The organism is Nocardia kruczakiae NBRC 101016, from assembly GCF_001612965.1.
Classification (GTDB): Bacteria; Actinomycetota; Actinomycetes; order Mycobacteriales; family Mycobacteriaceae; genus Nocardia; species Nocardia kruczakiae.
The window spans coordinates 25,900-43,917 of sequence record NZ_BDBL01000015.1 but is presented as its reverse complement, the minus strand read 5'-3'; the positions used below and the strand labels follow the sequence as shown (position 1 = coordinate 43,917).

Here is an 18,018-nt window from a genome sequence, read left to right as displayed (position 1 = left end):
TCCGACGGCGCGAGCGCGCCGAACTCATCGCTGCCGGAGAAAGCGCCGCGGATGCAGGCGCGGCGGCGGGTACGGAGCAAAAAGTGAGCGGTTCCCCATATTTTGTCGGCAAATATTCCGTTCGTTCCGTGCTGTCACTGATTTTCCCAGGTCAGAGGCCGTGCCGCGCAGAGTCGAATATGTCCAAAACGGAGTAGAAGGTGAGCGGAGGCTCGCATTACCGTTCCATCAGGTAACACCTACGGCCGGTGATCGGGCGGTGTCGATACCGCCCGATCACCGATCCGGCAGATCTAGCGAAGGCTGCGGATCTGGTCCGTGACAAGGAGGTCAGAGTGACTACAGCAAGCACAGTCGGTGCTGAGCGCGCGATATCCGGCCGCGCCACCTCGCTGTCCATGCGGGATGCGCAGGCCATGTCCCGGGAACTGGTCCTACACCTCGGCGGATCCGTGGCGCCGTTCACCACCCTGCCCGCCGACGTGATGTCCGGTGACGTGTCGGCGGTCGCGCGGATCTGTGTGGAATGGTCGATCCGCCGGGTCAACGGCGGGGATCTCCCCGAACGCACCGATCGCCTGCGGGCCGCGGCCGCGCGCTGGTGTCGCGCCGGCATCCCGATCGAAGTGGTCGTGCACGCGGTCCACGAGGGATTCAAGGCCGGACTGGACCTGCTGTTCGCCCGAGCCCAGGCCAGCGATGCCGAACTCGTCGTCAAGGGCACCACCACGGCGCTGGAACTGCTGGACCTGATCACCGCGACCGTCAGCAAGGCCTATGTCCAGGAACGCCGCGCCGACGCCGTCGAGCATCACACCGCCGTGCACACGCTCACCTCGGCGCTGCTCGGCGGGCACGCCACCACGAAGATGGCGCGCGAATGCGGGATCCGGATCGCCGAGCGGTATCACGTTCTCGCGCTGTGGATTCCGCCGCATCCCGACGAGACGCATCCGCGGCTGGACCGGAACGTGGTCGCGCGCCGCAAGCTGCGGCGGGTGCAGGCCGCGCTGGCGAAACTGCTGCGCAACCAGCCGCTCGCCATGCTGTCGGTCGACGGCGGCACCGTGCTCGTCCCCGAAACCGCCTGCACCGAAACCGAATTGGACGATCTCGTCGCGCAGCTGTCGGAGCTGGCCGGGGTGCCGCTGACCGCCGCGGTGGTGGGCGCCGCCGCGGCCGATGTCCCGGCCGCCGCACAACAGGCCCACGATCTGCTCGACACGGTGCGCCGGCTCGGACGCGGGCCCGGGGTCCATCGCTTCGCCGAATTCGCGCTGCAATACCAGCTCACCCGTCCCGGGATCGGCCGCGACATCCTCGATGCCCGCCTCGCGCCGCTGGACGCCCACCCCGAACTGCTGGAGACGCTGCACGTGTTCTTCAACACCGACCTCAACCGGCAACGCGCCGCGCGGCAGCTGTGCATCCATCCGAACACCATCGATTACCGGCTGCGCCGCATCGGCCAGCTGACCGGCTTCGACCCGTCGCGCACCACCGGATTGTGGTATCTGCGTTCGGCATTGATCGCGCGGCTCAGTGTCGCCGACCGTGAGGCGTCGACGCCGGCGCGCCGGCCCGCCTGACCCGGACGTCACGCGTCGGGGCCGGCCGGTGGCGGGTCGGTGGTGCCGTCCAGGTGCGGGTACACCACCTCCTGCACGATCAGCAGGACCGCGGCGGCGCACGGGATCGCCAACAGCGCGCCGAGGACGCCGAGCAGGGCGCCGCCCAGGATGATCGCCACCACCGTGACCACCGCCGGCACCCGGACGGTGCGGTCCATGATGCGCGGGACGAGCAGATAGTCCTCGAGCAGCCGCATCGCGAGGAAGAATCCGGCCGTGGCGATGCTGACCGGCAGCGAAACGGTCAGCGCGACAGCGGTGATGATCAGCCCGGCGACCGTCGAGCCGATCAGCGGCACCAGGTCCAGCAGGGCCACCAGCACCGAGAGGACCAGCGGGTACGGCACCGAGAACACAGTCAGCCAGACGAAGGTGGCGATCGCGGTGATCAGCGAGATCAGCAGATTGCCCAGGACGTAGCCGCCGACCTTGACGAAGATGGCGTCGCCGAGCAGGATGGCGCGGGGCCGGCGCGACTGCGGGAAGAACCGGTACAGGCTGTGCCGGATCCGCGGGAAATTCGCCGAGAAGTAGATGGTCAGCACCACGACGATCAACGCGCTGGCCAGCGCGCCGAAGACGCGTTCACCGGCGCCGAGCAGGCCGTGCCGCAGCGTGGGATTGTCGGTGAGCCCGTGTCGGAGTTCCTGATCCAGGTGTAGTCGCTGCGACCACGATCGGATCAGCGGGTACTGGTTCTCGAGATTGTGCAGCTGGTCGGTGGCGTGGTCGACCAGATCGCCGCCCTGGATGATCAGCGGTGTGATGGCCGCGGCCAGGAATCCGGCGACGAGCAGTGTGGCACAACCGAATACGACGGCCACCGCCGCCCCGCGCGGCAGCCGGTGCCGATGCAGCCAGGCGACCACGGGCTCGATGCCGATCGCCAGGAACAGCGCGACGCCCACCAGCACGAGGGCCTGTCGCGCGGCCGCCAGCATCTGCACGATGCCGACCGCGAGGAGTACGCCGAGGCCGCCGGTCACACCGATCACGAACGGAGAATTGCGGTCGAAGCGCGGGCCCGGCCGCCCGTGGGGGTGCCGCGCACCGGCCGACTCGGAGGCCGCGCGTTCGGCTGCCGCGATCGGCTCCGGGACGGACGGTTCGCCCTGCGGGCCGCGCTCGGCGTCCGAATCGGCGGAACTGCCCATTCTTGGCAGCGTAGTGCCCGCGCGCCCTGCTCGGACCGGACTGGGTGAGTGGGTCCGTACCGAAACCGGGTCGGCTCACAGTCCCAGTGCCTGCGCGAAGACCGGCCAGCTCCGGTGCAGGTCCTCCTGCCAGTAGCCCCAGGAATGGGTGCCGGTGGGGCGCATGTCGAAGGTGGCGGGGATGGCGAGTTCGGTGAGCCGGGAGCGCAGTTCGCGGGTGCAGCGGACCGCGCCGGTTTCCAGTGCTCCGCCGACGAGGATCTGATCGGCCAATTTCGCCGGGCTGGAACGGATTCCGGGACCGTCCAGGGTGTCGAGCGGGCCGGGGAGTCCGGTGCCGGTGGAGACGTAGATCGCGGTGCCGCGCAAGCGATCCGCGTGCAGATAGGGATCGTTGGCCGCCCATGCGGGGTCCGTCGGCGGGCCCCACATGTTCACCGTATTGCCCATACCGCCACCCACGACCGCGTCGACGATGAGCTGGCCGGCAGGATCGCTGGTGCGTGCGCAGCCCGAGTACGACCCGATCGCCCGGTACAAGCCCGGTGCGGCCAGCGCCAGTTGAAAGACCGAGGTCCCGGCCATGGATATGCCGATGATCGCGTTCGTGCCGTTCCCGCCGAAACCGGAATCGATGATCGGCGGAAGTTCCTCGGTCAGGAATGTCGTCCACCGCTGCCGGCCCAGGACCGGATCGTCGGCGCGCCAGTCGGTGAAGTAACTGCTGGCTCCGCCGAACGCCACCACCACGTTCACCTGTTCGTCGGCGAAGAACTGCGCGATATCGGTCCGGTTGATCCAGTTTCCGTCGGCGCCGCCGTCGATACCGTTCAGCAGGTACACCGTGGGGGCCGGGCGCGAGCGATCGGGCGCCGGAAGGACCTCCAGGCGGATCGGACTGTTCATCGCCGCGGAGTGGACGGTGACCGTGAGGGCTCGCGGCGAACCGGGCGCCGCGGTCGTCAGGACGGAACCGTCGTGGGAGGGGCGGGCGTTCGTCATGGCCTGTGTGGCCGAAACCGAGGCGGTGGCAGGCGAATTCGGGGCGGCGGCAGGAGGCTGGGCGGCGGCTGATCCGCAGGCGAGCCCGGCCGTCATCGACAACGCCGCGGCCAGTCGAGCCGAGGTGCGGCAGATGCCGTGTGAGCCAGCAGAATTCACGCGCCGCCTTTCCTGGGTACGGAACCGCTGACGCCGACGATAGGGCGGTACAGTGTTGCCCGACAATCACATCGCGTCGGTTTTGGTCCGTATGCCAGCGCGGGCGCGTCCGGTCTGGTAGTGGCCACAAATTCCGCGGTATCGGCTACCGGGGTGGGGGCCGGCGTCGTTGACTGTGGTCGGCCGTCGGGGAGTCGTGCCGCGAACACATGTCGAGATCGGAGTGCGAGGATGGTCAGCCGTCCGCCGAGAATGCGCATCGCCCGTGCCGTCGCCGTGCTGGCGGCCGTGATCACCGTGGCGGCGGCGATCACCGCCACGAACGGTCGCGTGAGCGCCGATCCCGACGATCCGGCGACCGTCACCGCGCCGGACGGGTCGCACATCAGCGATATCCGTCGGCGCGACGACCGGATCCTCGATATCGGCGTGTATTCGGCGGCGATGCGCACTGTGACTCGCGTGCAAGTGATTCGGGCCGCCGACCCGGATCGGCCGGCGCCGACGCTGTATCTGCTCAACGGCGCCAACGGCGGCATCAGCGACGGCAGTTGGTCCGATCGCACCGATATCGCCGAATTCTTCGCCGACAAGCAGGTCAATGTGGTGGTGCCGTTCGGTGGAGCCAGTAGCTACTTCACCGACTGGCGCGCCGACGACCCGGTGCTGGGCCGGCAGCGGTGGCGCACCTTCCTGACCAAGGAATTGCCGCCGATCATCGACTCCGGTTTCGGCGGCACCGGGGTGAACGCGATCGCGGGAATTTCGATGGCGGGGACCTCGGTCTTTCAGCTGGCGCTGGCCGCACCGGGTTTGTACAAGGCGGTCGGCTCGTACTCCGGATGTGTGCGCACCAGCGACCCGCAGGGCCAGTTGATCGTCGACGCCGTGGTCGGAAACCGGATGGGCAACACCGTGAACATGTGGGGGCCGCCGACGGATCCGGCGTGGGCGGCCAACGACCCCTATCTGCACGCGGATCGCTTGCGCGGCACCGCGATCTACGTCTCCACCGGCACCGGGCTGCCGGGGCCGCTCGACACCTTCCAGGGCGCTCACGGCGACGCGACACAACTCGCGTATCAACTGGTCTTCGGGGCGGCCCTCGAGGGGGTGACGAATATCTGCACCCACCAGTTGCACGACCGCCTGCAGCAACTCGGTGTGCCCGCGACCTTCGATTTCCGGCCGACCGGTACCCATTCCTGGGGCTACTGGCAGGACGACCTGCACACTTCCTGGTCGCTGTTCGCCGCCGCCCTCGGTGCGTGAGGGCGCGACCCGGTCAGCGCACGCGGTCGTAGACGACGGCCATCTCGCCCAGCTCACCCGTTTCCTGATGGGAGAGCGTCCACTTCGTCGCCGGCAGGCCGTCGTCGAACAGACGCGGTCCGCCACCGGCGATCTCGGGGCAGACGATGAGGTAGAGGCGGTCGAGCAGATCGGCGGCGAGCAGATCCTTGATGACGCTCGCGCTGCTGTTGACCAGGATGTCGCCGGTACCGGTGCTGCGCAGGTCGGCGATCACGTCGGCGGCCGGGGCGTTCACGATGCGGGCGCGGTCCCAAGGGGCGTCGGTCAGCGTCCGGGACAGCACCACCTTCTCCGCATCGACCAGCCACTTCGCATATCCGCGGTCGCGGGGGTCGGCGGAGTCGTCGGCAGCGACCGAGGGCCAGAAGCCGAGGAAACCCTGCGCGTTGAGCCGGCCGAGCACCGCCGTCGTGGCGTTCTCCCGCATCCGGGTCATCTGGTCTCGTGCGACCTCGGTGGTCGCGTAGCGCACGATCGGGCCCATATCGCCCGGGCCGGCGGGGCCGTGGTACCGGCCGTCGAGGGTGATGCTGAGGTTGGCGGTCACTGTGCGGGTGTCGCTCATCGTGGGGCTCCTTCGTTGTTTCGTTTATTCTGTGGACGTGGATACGCCGACGGCGTCGGCGAGGTTGTCGAGGACTGCGGCCCAACCGGTTTCGATTCCGGCGATGAAGGCGACCGCGTCGACGGTGGTTTCGGTGATGGTCGATGCCAAGTGCAGCCTCGTGCCCTCGGCGGTCTCGGTGAGGGTGAGGGAGTAGCGGCCGGTGAAGGCCACCGCGCCCGCGGCATCCAGGACGGACAGCTCGAAGATCAGGTGCTCGTTCTTCTCCGCTGCCAGCACGCGCCCCTGCGAGCGATACCGCTGCCCCTCGGGGTCGCGATAGTCCAGCACGGCCCGCCCGCCGGGTGTGGGTTCGAGTACGCATTCGGTGATGCGCATCGGCGCCGGCGCCCACCAGGCCGCCAGCAGATCCGGATCGACCCAGTGCCGCCACACGGTGTCACGCGGCGCGGACAGTCTGCGCTCGAAGTTGAACGTCCGTCCGTCGGCCCATCGATCCCGTTGCGCCGCAGCGGTTTCCGCCTCGATCGCCGCGCGGTACCGGGCAACAATATCCCGCTCACCGGCATGCGCCTCGGCCGTCTTCGCCACCTCGCACAGCCGCCGCCCCAGCTCGCGCAACGGCCCCGCCTCGAGGGCGTACACCCGCCGCTGCCCCAGCGGAAAAACCGTCACCACCCCCGCCCGCGCCAATGTCTGCAGATGTTTGGTCGTCTGCGGCTGCCGCAACCCGGTCGCCTCCGCCAACTCCCCCACCGAGCGAGGCCGCTCGGCCAGCAGCTCGACGATCCGCCACCGCGAACCGTCGCCCAAGGCGGAGAAGATCTGTTCCATGAGCTAAGTATTCACTGTGAAGAATATTCGTGTCAAGGAATATCTTCGTTTAGGTGTGGGGTGGACCTGACTCCCCGAGCCTGTCGAGCATTCCGCCTATCCGCTGGGCGATGTCAGCGCAGTGGCGTACCAGTGCGGTCCGGATGCGGCGCCCGGTCGACCGATCGCGTTGGCGCCCAGGGCAGTTCTGTCGGACCTCTCTCGTATGTTCTCTTCGGAACCGGCATGGTGTCGGGCGTGTGAAGGAGCGATATGGACGGCGGCTGTCTGTGCGGCAATATCCGGTTCTCCGCGACCGGTGACCCGGACTTTCCGCACCTGTGCTCGTGCGGGCACTGTCAGCGGCTCTCGGGGGCGCCGGTGATGGCGTGGGTGTCCTTCCCTGAGAAGGGATTCGCGTGGACCGGTCCGGGTGGTGAGCCGAGCTGGTTCGAGACGTTTCCGCGGATCTGCCGCGGGTTCTGTCCGAAGTGTGGTTCCTCGGTCGCGTCCAAGGGCGATGAGGCAGGTCTGGTGGGCGTCACGATCACGGCGTTGGACGATCATTCCGGGCTGATTCCGGTCGAGCAGAGCTTTGCGCACAACGCCGTTCCGTGGCTGGCGCCGTTGCGTTGAGATGCGGTGGCCCGGTCGGTGTCAGATGGTGACCACGATTTTGCTGATGTGTTTTCCCGCTTCCAGGGGGTGGTGGGCGGCGACGATGTCGTCGAGGGGGAACACGGTGTCGATGGTAGTCGAACCAGCGCTCGACGACAGTCGACTCTTCCGGAGCATCGAGAATCAGTGGCAGCGTAATAGGCTCGCGGCGTGTATGTTCCGTGCTCGGTATTCCGGCGAAGCCCATTGGAGCGAGCCGACCAGCAGCTGTCGTGGAACCGCGACGATCAGGCGTTCTTCGCTGCCGGCGCGTGTCACATTCTCGCCTACGCCTTCCTGGAGCTCCACACCCGGGGGTGGATCCCGATGGGACTGTGGCCCAGCGGCGCCGATAACCCGAGCCATGTGTACGCCTGGGATGGCGCGTGGGCCTTCGATCACTCCGGATGGACACCGGAGCGCGAACTCCTGCTCGCCTCCCGCGCCGTCGAGCCGCACGCCGACTATCAACGGCGCCCTATCCTCATGGGTCTCGACGAGTTCTGCGCCAGGCACCACCACCGCACCCGGACCGAGTTCGCGCACGACCCGTGGCGTCGCGCGCACGGTTACATTGCGCGATTCGCTGACCCACGGCCCGGATCACGGTAGCGACTTACCGTCGAATACGGCGGCCATGTCGGTCTCATGCGAAGTCACCCGCCCCTTCGACCCCCTCAGCGCCCCCGCGCTCACGACAGCCGCTCGGCGCACACTGCTGGAACACGAATCAACATCAGCACGCATCTGTTGGCGATTGCTCGAACTGCAGGCGGTGGCCGGGGGACCGTCACGGCGAGATCGCGGGGGCGTAAAGCGCTCGCCGCGAACGGTTTCCGGATCAGCGGTGGGCGTCGAGTACCTCTCGCAATCGCTGTGCGAATGCCTCCGGCTGCCCCGCGTAGCCGGCGTCGCCGCCGACGAAACCGCTGTGATGGCTGGGGAATACGGTGGGCTGCTGGCCGAGGAGGGCGGCTGTCGCTGCCGCGGTGCGGCCGGTCAGTACGTTGCCCGTCTCGTCGCCGGCGGCGATGAGGATGTGGGTGGGGGCCGCCGTCAGTGCGGCGACGTCGGGCCGGTAGCCGCTGACCGCCCAGGACCGGTCCGAGACCAGCGAATCGTCGCGGGAGCCGTCGTCCTCGGTGGGCATTCCGAACTGCGACGGGTCGGGGGTGGGCAGAGCGAAGAACTCGTCGGTGAATTCGCCCTCCCACGATGCCATCGCGATGAATGCCGCCATCCCGGCACCGAACCCCTTGGCCTCGTACACATCCCGCACGCCGATCTGTGCGCGGCGGGCCGCTTCCGCATCGGGCAGCACCGGCAGGATCGGCGGTTCGTGCGCGACGAGTGTGGTCACATCGCCGGGGTGGGCGGCCACCAGGGCCAGGGCGGTCACGGCTCCGCCGCTGCTGGCGAAGATCTCCACCGGGCCGCCGATGTGCTCGATGAGCGCGTGCAGATCCTCGGCCTGCACCACGGGCGAATTGTCGGTGCGCCCGTCCTTGCGCACGCTGCGCCCCAGCCCGCGCGGGTCGTAGGTGATCACGGTGCGGTCGGGGAAGTAGGAGGCCAGAGTGGCGAAACCGTCGGCCGTCATCGGCTGGCCGACCATGAGCAGCGGCGCCCGGCCGTCGGCGGTGGGCAGCGGACCGCGGACGTCGTAGGTGAGATCGGCCTCGGGGGTGCTGAGGGATTCTGTCTGCATGCTCCTAGGACGAGGCGGGCGCCGGAAATTCATCGGTCACCGACCCCAGCGTCGCGGCGAACAGCTCGGTCACCCGCTGCCAGGAATCGGCCGCTGCCGCCGCGTCGTGCACCGGACGTCCGGGGAAGAAATAGGCGTGCTGCGCACCGGGGTAGACGACCAGTTCGTAATCCGCGCCCGCCTGCGCGAGTGCGGCGTCGATGGCCGCGCGCTGCTCGGCGTCGATCACATGGTCGCGCTCGGCGAGCAGGAGCAGCAGCCGGGTGCCGCGTTCGGCGATCGACGAGGTGTGGGCGAGCAGCGGATCCGGGATGCTCAACGCGGTACCGGCGACCGGCAGCCAACCCGGGTAGAAGATCGCCGCGGCGTCCAGATCCAGCCTGGTCGCGGCGAAGTAGGTGATGTGCCCGCCGAGGCTGAAACCGAGCGCGCCGGTGGTGTCGCCGCCCTCACCCTGTTCACGGGCGAAGGCCACGGCCGCGCGCAGATCCGCCTCCACGCCCTCGCGGGTGAGCGTGCCGAGCAATTCGAAGGCCCGCGCCCTGTTCGCGTCGGATTCGGCCAGTCCCTCGGCGGTCTCCGGTCCGCACCGGTGATACAGATTCGCGACCACCGCCACATATCCCAGCGCGGCCACCCGGTCGACCACTTCCCGCACTTCGGCTGTCAGACCCCACAATTCGGCGCCGACCAGCACCACCGGCAACCGGCCGCCGCGCGCCGGTCGCGCCAGATAGACGGCCATCGGTGAACCGTCCACCTCGACCTCGGCATGCCGGCCCACGATTTCCTCGGTCATTCCCAGCCTCCACTGTGCCGCGACCTGCCGATCAGGTTGCGCCCCAGGCATTCTGCCGCAGCCCGGCGGCTGTCCCCAGCGCTGAATCGGCGACGTGGCCGACCACGCGCTCGGCGTGCGACGCGTATAACGGCCGGAAACTGTCCTAGTTCTGCGCGAGAATGGGCCGGTGACCGATACGACGCAGCGCCTGCTCACCCTCCTGTCGCTGCTGCAGACACCGCGCGAATGGTCGGGGAGTGAGCTCTCGCAGCGGCTGGGCGTCAGTCCCCGGACCGTGCGCCGCGATATCGATCGGCTGCGCGAACTCGACTATCCGGTGCAGGCGACGATGGGTGTGTACGGCGGCTATCGGCTGGCCGCGGGGACGGCGATGCCGCCGCTGCTGCTCGACGACCACGAGGCGGTGTCGACCGCGATCGGGCTGCGGACCGTCGCCGCACACGCATTACCCGGTGCGGACGAGGCGGCGGTGCGAGCGCTGGCCAAACTCGAACAGGTACTCCCGACCCGGCTACGGGCCCGCGTGCGTTCGGTGAGCGCGGCCACCGAAACCCTTGCCGCCGAATCGGATTCGCCGGTCGATACCGCCGTGTTGACGGTGCTGGCGGCCGCGATCGGCGGGCGGGAACAACTGCGCTTCGGTTACGTCTCGAACTCCGGTGCGCGGACCCGGCGATTGGTCGACCCGCATCGCCTGGTCGCCGCGGGGCAGCGCTGGTATCTGGTCGCCTTCGACCGCGAGCGCGACGATTGGCGGATCTTCCGGATCGACCGCATCGAGAATCCGCAGCCGATCGGCTTGCGCACCGAGGCACGGGAATTGCCCGCCGAGGACGCGGCCACCTACGTTCGCGATTCGTTGTATTCGATGGCGCCGGTGTACCGCGCGGAGGTGACCGTGTTCGCCCCGGCGGCCACCGTCCGCGCCACCGCGGGTGCGCTCGGCCGGATCGAGGACGTCGACGAGCACACCTGCCGGCTGCGCACCGAGGCCGACACCGTGCAATGGCTCGTCGTGCGACTGCTGCGGCTCGGCCACGACTTCCGCGTCGACTCCCCGCCCGAGCTCGCCGACCATGTCCGCGAACTCGGCGCCCGTTTGCAGCGCGCCGCACCCGCGGATGCGGGGCCGAAAAAGCTACGGTGACCGGATAAACGCAATTTCTCAGCAAGCTGTACCGGAATACTCGAGGAGAACTGGTTATGCGTCGACTGAGTGTCACCCGTCGTCTCGGCGCGGCAGCGGCGGCAGCCGCGGCGGCGTCCGTGGTCTTCGCCGGTCCCGTCGCGGCGGAACCCGCTGCCGTGGACTGGTCCGCGGCGACCACGCATCTGCGCGCGGCGGCGGCCGGGAATCCGGCGGCCGAACAGGCAATCGACCGGCTGCTCGCCGCGGGCCCGACGGTCCAACAGGCGGCTCTGCCCGCCCAGCCGTTCCAGATTCCCGCCCAATCCGACATCGGGCGCGGCACCGGCCCCGGCGTCTACGGGTCCGGAATCGCGTTGAACTACGACGGTTTCCGCCTCGGCTTCTTCGGCGGCCCGGGCACCATCGCTCCGAATCAGGCCGGGGCGAATCTGCAGGTCGTCTGGTACAACCTGTCGAACGGGCGCAGCGGCACCCAAACCCTGCTCGAACACAACGACGTACCGGTGGACACCACCATCCGCACGCCGGTCTTCGATCCGGGGGCGGGCATGGTCGTGGCCGCGGTGTACGGGACGCTGTGGCACCGGTGGCCGGTCCCCGTTTCCGATGCCAACCCGGACGGGTACCAGTACCAGCTGGGCACCATTTCCGTCCCGTCGTTCGGCGCCTTCTACAACTGAGCGAATGACAGTCGTGCGGGACCGGTTCGCAGTGAACCGGTCCCGCCGCTGTTTCAGCGGGGACTCAATGGATGAACGGCAGACAGCCCGCCATCCCGAAGTGCACCAGCAGATATCCGGACGCCGGTACCGCGGCGACGAGAGCCGCGAACAGCGCGAGCGGAATCCCGCGGGCCCGCCGCGTACGCGAGTCGGCGTGCACCAGCCGGTGCACCCGGTCGGCGACGGCGAGTGTGCTGGTGCCCAGCGCGGTATCCGGTAGCAGCGAGCGGATCTCGGCATCGCCGGTCGCTCCGGACAGCGTGAGCAGCGCGGTGAGTACGGCCGTGCGGCTGTGGCGCCCGGCGGCGCGGTCGTCGGCGCACATTTCCAGCAGTTGGGCGATGCGGTCGTCGGCGGCCGCGAACAGCGGAATGCGCGGCAGGGTGGTGGTCAGCGCCCGGGTCGAAGCACGGATCAGATGATGGCGCCCGGCCAGATGCGCGTCCTCGTGGGCGAGTACCGCCGCCAGCTGCGGCCGATCCAGCGCGGCCACCGCGGCGCTGGTCACGACGACCGTCCCGGGTCGCCCCGCCACACAGTAGGCCGCCCGTTGCGGCGCATCGATGACCACCGCGGCGGCCGCACCGGACTCGTCGTCCAGTCGCCGTCCGACGAGTGATGCCGAGCGGGCGTGCCGGGCGCTGCTGCGTCCCGCGCGCACCACCGCACCGATCACCCGCACCCCCCGCACCGCGACGAATCCGATCAGCGCGAGCGCCGAGAACAACGCCGCGAACTGCGCGACCGGACCGTGGCTGCCGTCGGCGGTCGCGTGCACGGCCACCACACAATCGTCGAACAGGTGGGCCATCGGCAGATCCCAGGTGTGGGCGACCTGCACGGCCAGCGCCATCGCCGCGGCCGCCCACGCGCCGAGCACGGCGGCGATCGCGGTCAGCCAGGCCAGCACCCCGAGTGCGGGGACGCGGCCGTGCGCGGTGAGCCGGGTCAGGATCGGCGGGCCGAGAACGCAGACCAGTGCCGAATAACCCAGCAGGCACAGCGCGAGGGTCACTCGGCGACCTCGGTGCCCGGCTGCTCGGTGTGGGCGTTCCGGGATTTCGCGCGGCGCAACACCTTGCGCAGGGCGGCGGTGTCGTCGTCGGAGATCTGCTCGACGAAGTGGGCGAGCACGAGATCGGAGCGGCCGCCGCCGAGCGCCTCGCGCATCAACTGGGCGCTGTACTGTTCGCGGCTCAGGCGCGCTCGGTAGCGATAGGCCTTACCCTCGCGTTCGCGTTCCAGCCAGCCCTTGCGGTGCAGATTGTCCATGGTGGTCATGACCGTGGTGTAGGCGATTTCCCGGCTGCGCAGCAGATCCTCGAACACGGTCCGCACGGTGATGGTGTCGGGAGCGGACCAGATGCGGTCCATCACCACCGCCTCCAGATCCCCGAAACGATGTGCCATCGCACCTCTCCACCATCGACTACGTACCGGGATAGTACCCATTCCCAACCCCCGGGAACGGCTGTGGCCCCGCCGCAACGACGGGGCCACAGGGTGGGAGAGCCGATTTCAGGAAGCGGCCGGAGCAGGTGCGTTGAGAGTGTTGTACATCTGCACCGCGCTCGCGATACCGACCGGGACGCCGAGGATGGCGGCGCCGATCAGCGGTCCGACGGTGGCACCGAGTCCGGCGCCGACCAGGCAGCCGGCCGCACCGCTACCGAGGAAGAACTCCGGCACCAGGGCGAAGCCGATCGTCGCGCCGAGCACGCAGCCGGTGATGCCGCCCACCGCGCCGCCGGCGAGGCTGCCGATACCGGTCGCCAGCCCGAATTGGGTGGCGGCCACGCTCAGGGCGGAGTTGAACTCGTCCTGGGTGTAGATCGGCTGGGCGGAGGTGACCGGTTGTTCGACGGCGGCCGGCTGGGGCGCCGGCTGCTGAGCGGCCGCCTGCTGGGTCTCCGGCAGCGAGGCGGGTGCGGTGGCGGCCTGTTCGGCCTTGGGCGAGGTGGCCAGGGCGGTACCGGCGACCAGGGCGCCGCTGCCGTCCTTGACCTGGAACTGGGTGCCCACCGTGGTGAGCGAACCCAGTCCGGTCTGAATGTTCACCGAGCCGTCCTGCGTATTGCTGGTGTAGCGCACGCCCGGAAGGATTTCGGTGGTCAGTGTGAACGGGTCGGCGGCGATCGGTGCGCCGGCGGCGGGGGCCGCGGGCGTGCCGGTGGCGTTCGCAGTGGTGGCGGTGGTGGCTACGGCACCGGTCACCATCAGAGCTATGGTCGCGCCGGAGACCAAACGGGTGGTCTTGTTCATCGGATCCTCATCGTGGTCGATCGGATAAGGCGGCGAGCGATCGGGAATTCCAGGGGGAGAATTGCCGAATTATCCGCTGCCGGTGCGAAATCCGGATTATCCGGACCGCGCGAACCGAGATTAACGAGTACCGAACCCGAGTAAAGGTACGACGCGAAAACGTTTACGGTTGAGAAATGTTGCTAACCAAGCGGATACAGCTGCGTAATAAGCATTTAACGTGAGAACCGAATGGGCCGAGCGGTTTCCGGACATCGTCGCGGCCATTCGACTATGTACGTACGCATTTAGTAGAAGATCGTACGTATCCGTCGGCGACAGTAGCAATCTTCGAGCGATCCGAAAAAATCACAGGGGCGAGACCGGTAGCGGTCTCGCCCCTGTGGCAGTCGAAACGTCGTTCAGCTCGGTGTGATCCGGAACAGCCCGGTCGTGGTGCCCTGGTACTGCACGCGGCCGGGCGCGATCGTGCCGACCATCTGCAGGGTGTCGTGCACGGTGCTGGTGCCGATCAATCGGCTGGAATTCTCCGTGCCGGTTTCCGCGTCGATCGCGACGAGGTGATAGGTGTCGATCACCGCTCCGGCGCTGCCGGTATCGATGCCGGCGATCTGATTCTTACGGGCGACCGTGTAGATCTTGCCGTCCGCCAAGGAAAGCCGGGGAACCGCAGCGGATTTCACATCGCTGGTCCATTTCCGGGTGCAGCCGTTACCGTCCGCATTCACATCGATGCGGACCATTCCGCCGGTAAAGTCGGCTTTGTCCGGTTCACTCGGACCGGCGTTGTCCGGCAGCGCCGGATACGGGTAACCGTAGGTGCTCGCCACGAAGACGCTGTTACCCGAGCCGATCGGGGAATTCTCGGTGCCGTCCACCGCGGGCATCGAGCAGACCGCTCGGCCGGTGCGGGTGTCGTAGACGAGCAAATTCTCCTGCGGCACCGCATTATCGGTGATCGCCAGATAATCGGTACCGTCGCGCGGGCCGAAGAACGTCGGGCTGGCCCCGCTGCCCCAGCTGAGCTGGCCCGGTTTGCGTGCCCGCCCGCGATCGTAGGGCTGGCGCCACACCTGATGCGGAGCGCCCGAGGCGTCCGCGGTGAACAGGTAGGTGGCGTGATCGGTGGTGACCGCGGTGCCCTCCGGTGCGGTCGAGATGCTGTTGTCGACGTGTTCCCCGGGCAGCGCGATCGACTGTGCGGCACCGGTTTTCGGATCGACGGCACCGACCGCGCCGTTGGCGGTGGCAAACCACACCCGGCCGTCGCGATCGGGCATCAGCGAGGCGACGCTGTCGCAGACGTTCCCGCCGCAGTGGCCGGTCACCGCGGCGGCGAGGGGAGTCGAGGAGGCGATGGCCAGCTTCCAGCCGGTGCCCTCCTTCGTATGCGCGACCCGCACCAGATTGTCGTCACCGTCGACCATGACCATGCGATCGGCATTGTCCAGATAGGCGTACACCCCGCCGAGCAGACCACCCTTGGGCAGTGACAGCGACGTGAGCGGCTGACCGCTGTGCGGGTCGAGCAGGAATATCTTGGGCGAACGGTCGGTGACGGTGGTGCACAACGCCTGCGGCATGCCGTCGGCGCCCTGCAGAATGGTCGGGCACGCGGCGGCCAGTTCGCGGAACTGCGCGTTCACCGCGCCGGTACCGACGCCCGGCAGCGGAGTGCTGTCGGAGGATTCCGCATCGCCGTGCATGGTGGCGGTGCCGACCGGCCCGAGATACGGATCGACCGGAGGGGGTGGGCCGAACGCGGCGTTCGCGGTTCCCGCGCCGATGGTCAGTATCGCCGCCGCGGCGGCAGCGATCGAGGTGATCGCGCCCTCGGTAAAGCCCTTACGTCGCACAAGCACTCCTCGATATGATTATTCGTATCGAATGATTCAATTATTCGTATCGCGACAGGTTAGGAGACCCCGTGCCGACTGGCAACACCGGACGGGCCGAAAGCTCGCCCCCGACCCGGCGGGTGGTGTCGGCGGTGGAACTGCTCGCCGCGCACGACGGCACGCTGACCTCGGCGGAAATCGCCGACACGCTGGGATTGAGTCGCTCCACCATGGGAGCGATCCTGGGCACCCTGGAGGAAACCGGTTGGGTGCGGCGGCTTCCCGACCTCGGCTACGAACCCGGTCCCGCGTTGCTCGTGCTGGGCGGACGGTTACGGGATCGCCTGCGCGATCACGACCGGGTGGAGGCCGAACTGCGCCGGCTGGCCGAACGGGTGGGCTGCGGCGCCGCCCTCACCTCCATCGCGGGCAGCGAGGTGATCTTCGTCGCGGTGGCCGGCGGGCCCGGACTGATCCCGGCCGGAATCGAGGCCGGCACCCGGATACCGTTGCGCCCCCCGGCGGGTGCGGCCGTTCTGGCTCACGCCGGGCTGCCGGCACAGCGCGCGTGGTTGCAGCAGGCGCCGCCCGAGCGTCGAGCAGAATTCGAGCAGGTGCTGGAAACCGTTCGCGCCCTGGGATATTGCGCGTGGGGCCTGGACGCGGCCAGTCTGCCGACGCTGCGGGTGCTCGCCGAGGTGGTCGATCATCTGTCCGACCGGCCCGCGGACAAGGCGCTGCGGGAGCGGGTCCTGGCGCTGCTGGCCACGATCGGCGGCACGGCGCACAGCCGGTCCGATCTCGACAGCGATCGCGCCCTGCCGATCAGCTATCTCGCCGTCCCGGTCTTCGACGGTGAGCGGGTGGCGATGGAGGTCCAGATCGGCCCGCTCAGCGCTGCCGTCGGCGCGGCCGAGCGCGCCGAGTACGTGCGCGAAACCGTTTCCGCCGCACGGAGAATCGCGGCGGGTTAGCGGTTCAGGGCCTGTTCGAACATCGGCCAGGAGCGGTGCAGGTCCTCCTGCCAGTAGCCCCAGGAGTGGGTGCCGTTCGCGCGCAGGTCGAAGGTGGCGGGAATGTTCAACTGCGTCAGCCGGTCCCGCAGCGCGATCGAGCAATTGTGGGTGGCGGCCTCGAGCACGCCGCCGTAGACCAGCTGTTCGATGAGTTTGCGGGTGTTGCCGTGGATTCCGGGCCCGTCCGGATTGTCGAAGGGACCGGGTATCCCGTTGCCGGTCGAGACGTAGATCGCCAGCCCACGCAGCCGGTCCGCGTTGACGTAGGGATCATGGGCCGCCCACAGCGGATCGTCGGGCGCACCCCACAGATTCAGGGGATCACCGTGCCACCGCAGTACCACACCGTCGACGAACGCCTGCCCCAGCGGATCGCTGGTGCGCGCGCAGCCGCTGTAGGAGCCGACCGCCCGGTACAGCTGGGGCGCGGCCAAGGCCAGCTGGAACACGGAGGTGCCGGCCATGGAGATGCCGGCCACCGCGTTCGCGCCGGAGCCGTGAAAGGCCGAATCGATGATCGGCGGCAGCTCCGCGGTGAGGAAACTCGACCACTTCTGCCGGCCGAGCACGGGATCGTCGGCGCGCCAATCGGCGAAATAGCTGCCGTTGCCGCCCATCGGCGTCACCACCGTGACCTGTTTGCCACGGAAGAAGTCGACGATATCGGTCTGTTCGGGCCAACTGCTGGCCTCCGAACCGCCGCTGGCGCCGTTGAGCAGATACAGCACCGGCGCCGGGGCCGAACCATCCGGCGCCCGAAGGACTTTCACCTCGATCTCGCGATTCATCGCCGCAGAGTGCACGCGCAGATCCAGCATGCCGTCGGATTCCTGTTCGACACCGAGCAAATGCGCGCCGTCGGCGGCGGGTTCGGCGGCGGCGGTGAGCGCGGCGACGCTCACCGGGGTGGGCGGCGGGTCGTCGGCCACCGCGGGTGTCGCGCACAGCGCCGCGGTCAGCACCGACGCCAGCAGGGCGGTGGGCAGTGAGCGGCGAATCATCCGCCTACCTCTCTCGTTTCGTCGGGTCCGGACGGCGGTCAAGGTAGGCCCGCGAAGGTCACGGTCGCAAGGTGTTGCGCCGACTGTTGGGACCGGCGGCCTAACGGACTCGACCGGATCTGGGGAAGGTCACAAACTTCCACGGCGACGGTTGGCGGATGGGCGCGGGTGCCGTTGACTCGGTCCGCGTGATTCGGCGGCGCGGCCGGCGCCGGCGGGTCGTC

At 68.7% G+C, this 18,018-nt stretch carries 19 protein-coding genes; 7 read left to right on the top strand and 12 right to left on the bottom strand.

Translation table 11 applies throughout. The features are described from left to right. The first annotated feature begins 335 nt into the window (after positions 1-335). The gene (locus NK1_RS12550) at positions 336-1,589 is read left to right on the top strand and encodes a PucR family transcriptional regulator (protein ID WP_063008815.1); all 1,254 of its coding nucleotides are present in this window, start codon (positions 336-338) and stop codon (positions 1,587-1,589) included. A gap of 8 nt (positions 1,590-1,597) precedes the next feature. Here NK1_RS12550 and NK1_RS12545 read toward each other — a convergent pair whose 3' ends face one another. Together NK1_RS12545 and NK1_RS12540 are read right to left on the bottom strand one after the other, a co-directional pair. Further along, positions 1,598-2,785, bottom strand: coding sequence for an AI-2E family transporter (locus NK1_RS12545; RefSeq protein WP_063008712.1), 1,188 nt, complete (start codon positions 2,783-2,785; stop codon positions 1,598-1,600). A gap of 75 nt (positions 2,786-2,860) precedes the next feature. Then, on the bottom strand, positions 2,861-3,883 hold the full coding sequence (locus NK1_RS12540) for an alpha/beta hydrolase (RefSeq protein ID WP_063008711.1): 1,023 nt from the start codon (positions 3,881-3,883) through the stop codon (positions 2,861-2,863). Between the two features lie 294 nt (positions 3,884-4,177). Here NK1_RS12540 and NK1_RS12535 point away from each other — a divergent pair, with 294 nt between their 5' ends. Beyond that, complete coding sequence (locus NK1_RS12535; protein WP_063008710.1) at positions 4,178-5,218, top strand: alpha/beta hydrolase; 1,041 nt, start codon at positions 4,178-4,180, stop codon at positions 5,216-5,218. A gap of 13 nt (positions 5,219-5,231) precedes the next feature. Here NK1_RS12535 and NK1_RS12530 read toward each other — a convergent pair whose 3' ends face one another. Beyond that, entirely contained in the window at positions 5,232-5,825 is a 594-nt protein-coding gene (locus NK1_RS12530) for a dihydrofolate reductase family protein (protein WP_063008709.1), read from the bottom strand. Positions 5,826-5,849: 24 nt separating this feature from the next. Next, positions 5,850-6,659 carry a metalloregulator ArsR/SmtB family transcription factor gene (locus NK1_RS12525; RefSeq protein WP_063008708.1) on the bottom strand — a complete coding sequence of 270 codons (810 nt, stop codon included), beginning with the start codon at positions 6,657-6,659 and terminating at the stop codon, positions 5,850-5,852. Positions 6,660-6,911: 252 nt separating this feature from the next. Between NK1_RS12525 and NK1_RS12520 the strand changes: the two genes are divergently transcribed. Beyond that, positions 6,912-7,274 carry a GFA family protein gene (locus NK1_RS12520; RefSeq protein WP_063008707.1) on the top strand — a complete coding sequence of 121 codons (363 nt, stop codon included), beginning with the start codon at positions 6,912-6,914 and terminating at the stop codon, positions 7,272-7,274. A 21-nt stretch (positions 7,275-7,295) separates the two neighbouring features. Here the strand turns inward: NK1_RS12520 and NK1_RS34480 are convergent, their stop codons facing one another. After that, positions 7,296-7,433 carry a zinc-binding dehydrogenase gene (locus tag NK1_RS34480; protein ID WP_157104237.1) on the bottom strand — a complete coding sequence of 46 codons (138 nt, stop codon included), beginning with the start codon at positions 7,431-7,433 and terminating at the stop codon, positions 7,296-7,298. Positions 7,434-7,466: 33 nt separating this feature from the next. Between NK1_RS34480 and NK1_RS12515 the strand changes: the two genes are divergently transcribed. Then, positions 7,467-7,907: a hypothetical protein gene (locus tag NK1_RS12515; RefSeq protein WP_063905982.1), complete on the top strand. Its 441-nt coding sequence runs from the start codon at positions 7,467-7,469 to the stop codon at positions 7,905-7,907. Between the two features lie 229 nt (positions 7,908-8,136). On the opposite strand, the gene NK1_RS12510 is transcribed toward NK1_RS12515, so the two are convergent. After that, positions 8,137-9,003: an alpha/beta fold hydrolase gene (locus NK1_RS12510; RefSeq protein ID WP_063008705.1), complete on the bottom strand. Its 867-nt coding sequence runs from the start codon at positions 9,001-9,003 to the stop codon at positions 8,137-8,139. A gap of 4 nt (positions 9,004-9,007) precedes the next feature. Beyond that, on the bottom strand, positions 9,008-9,802 hold the full coding sequence (locus tag NK1_RS12505) for a dienelactone hydrolase family protein (protein ID WP_063008704.1): 795 nt from the start codon (positions 9,800-9,802) through the stop codon (positions 9,008-9,010). A 169-nt stretch (positions 9,803-9,971) separates the two neighbouring features. Here NK1_RS12505 and NK1_RS12500 point away from each other — a divergent pair, with 169 nt between their 5' ends. Further along, a complete protein-coding gene (locus NK1_RS12500; protein WP_063008703.1) occupies positions 9,972-10,952 on the top strand; it encodes a helix-turn-helix transcriptional regulator in 981 nt (326 codons plus the stop codon). 56 nt (positions 10,953-11,008) lie between these two features. After that, complete coding sequence (locus tag NK1_RS12495; RefSeq protein ID WP_063008702.1) at positions 11,009-11,635, top strand: hypothetical protein; 627 nt, start codon at positions 11,009-11,011, stop codon at positions 11,633-11,635. 64 nt (positions 11,636-11,699) lie between these two features. Here NK1_RS12495 and NK1_RS12490 read toward each other — a convergent pair whose 3' ends face one another. The 4 genes from NK1_RS12490 to NK1_RS12475 form a co-directional block, all read right to left on the bottom strand. Further along, on the bottom strand, positions 11,700-12,692 hold the full coding sequence (locus NK1_RS12490) for a M56 family metallopeptidase (RefSeq protein ID WP_063008701.1): 993 nt from the start codon (positions 12,690-12,692) through the stop codon (positions 11,700-11,702). Continuing rightward, the gene (locus NK1_RS12485) at positions 12,689-13,087 is read right to left on the bottom strand and encodes a BlaI/MecI/CopY family transcriptional regulator (protein ID WP_063008700.1); all 399 of its coding nucleotides are present in this window, start codon (positions 13,085-13,087) and stop codon (positions 12,689-12,691) included. The genes NK1_RS12490 and NK1_RS12485 overlap by 4 nt, the downstream gene beginning before the upstream one ends. Positions 13,088-13,195: 108 nt before the next feature. Beyond that, on the bottom strand, positions 13,196-13,939 hold the full coding sequence (locus NK1_RS12480; RefSeq protein ID WP_063008699.1) for a DUF8020 domain-containing protein: 744 nt from the start codon (positions 13,937-13,939) through the stop codon (positions 13,196-13,198). 401 nt (positions 13,940-14,340) lie between these two features. Beyond that, a complete protein-coding gene (locus NK1_RS12475) occupies positions 14,341-15,795 on the bottom strand; it encodes a hypothetical protein (protein WP_063008698.1) in 1,455 nt (484 codons plus the stop codon). Positions 15,796-15,866: 71 nt separating this feature from the next. On the opposite strand from NK1_RS12475, the gene NK1_RS12470 reads away from it, so the two are divergent. Further along, entirely contained in the window at positions 15,867-16,751 is an 885-nt protein-coding gene (locus tag NK1_RS12470) for an IclR family transcriptional regulator (RefSeq protein WP_063008697.1), read from the top strand. Here the strand turns inward: NK1_RS12470 and NK1_RS12465 are convergent. Beyond that, positions 16,748-17,794: an alpha/beta hydrolase gene (locus NK1_RS12465; protein ID WP_063008696.1), complete on the bottom strand. Its 1,047-nt coding sequence runs from the start codon at positions 17,792-17,794 to the stop codon at positions 16,748-16,750. The genes NK1_RS12470 and NK1_RS12465 overlap by 4 nt on opposite strands. Between the last annotated feature and the right edge of the window lie 224 nt (positions 17,795-18,018).

Excerpts from the sequence above, each read along its gene's own strand:
- NK1_RS12465 (WP_063008696.1), bottom strand. The coding sequence starts at position 17,794 with ATGATTCGCCGCTCACTGCCCACCGCCCTGCTGGCGTCGGTGCTGACC.
- NK1_RS12485 (WP_063008700.1), bottom strand. The coding sequence starts at position 13,087 with ATGGCACATCGTTTCGGGGATCTGGAGGCGGTGGTGATGGACCGCATC.
- NK1_RS12510 (WP_063008705.1), bottom strand. The coding sequence starts at position 9,003 with ATGCAGACAGAATCCCTCAGCACCCCCGAGGCCGATCTCACCTACGAC.
- NK1_RS12535 (WP_063008710.1), top strand. The coding sequence starts at position 4,178 with ATGGTCAGCCGTCCGCCGAGAATGCGCATCGCCCGTGCCGTCGCCGTG.
- NK1_RS12480 (WP_063008699.1), bottom strand. The coding sequence starts at position 13,939 with ATGAACAAGACCACCCGTTTGGTCTCCGGCGCGACCATAGCTCTGATG.
- NK1_RS12495 (WP_063008702.1), top strand. The coding sequence starts at position 11,009 with ATGCGTCGACTGAGTGTCACCCGTCGTCTCGGCGCGGCAGCGGCGGCA.
- NK1_RS34480 (WP_157104237.1), bottom strand. The coding sequence starts at position 7,433 with ATGCTCCGGAAGAGTCGACTGTCGTCGAGCGCTGGTTCGACTACCATC.
- NK1_RS12520 (WP_063008707.1), top strand. The coding sequence starts at position 6,912 with ATGGACGGCGGCTGTCTGTGCGGCAATATCCGGTTCTCCGCGACCGGT.
- NK1_RS12505 (WP_063008704.1), bottom strand. The coding sequence starts at position 9,802 with ATGACCGAGGAAATCGTGGGCCGGCATGCCGAGGTCGAGGTGGACGGT.
- NK1_RS12530 (WP_063008709.1), bottom strand. The coding sequence starts at position 5,825 with ATGAGCGACACCCGCACAGTGACCGCCAACCTCAGCATCACCCTCGAC.
- NK1_RS12540 (WP_063008711.1), bottom strand. The coding sequence starts at position 3,883 with ATGACGGCCGGGCTCGCCTGCGGATCAGCCGCCGCCCAGCCTCCTGCC.
- NK1_RS12545 (WP_063008712.1), bottom strand. The coding sequence starts at position 2,785 with ATGGGCAGTTCCGCCGATTCGGACGCCGAGCGCGGCCCGCAGGGCGAA.
- NK1_RS12525 (WP_063008708.1), bottom strand. The coding sequence starts at position 6,659 with ATGGAACAGATCTTCTCCGCCTTGGGCGACGGTTCGCGGTGGCGGATC.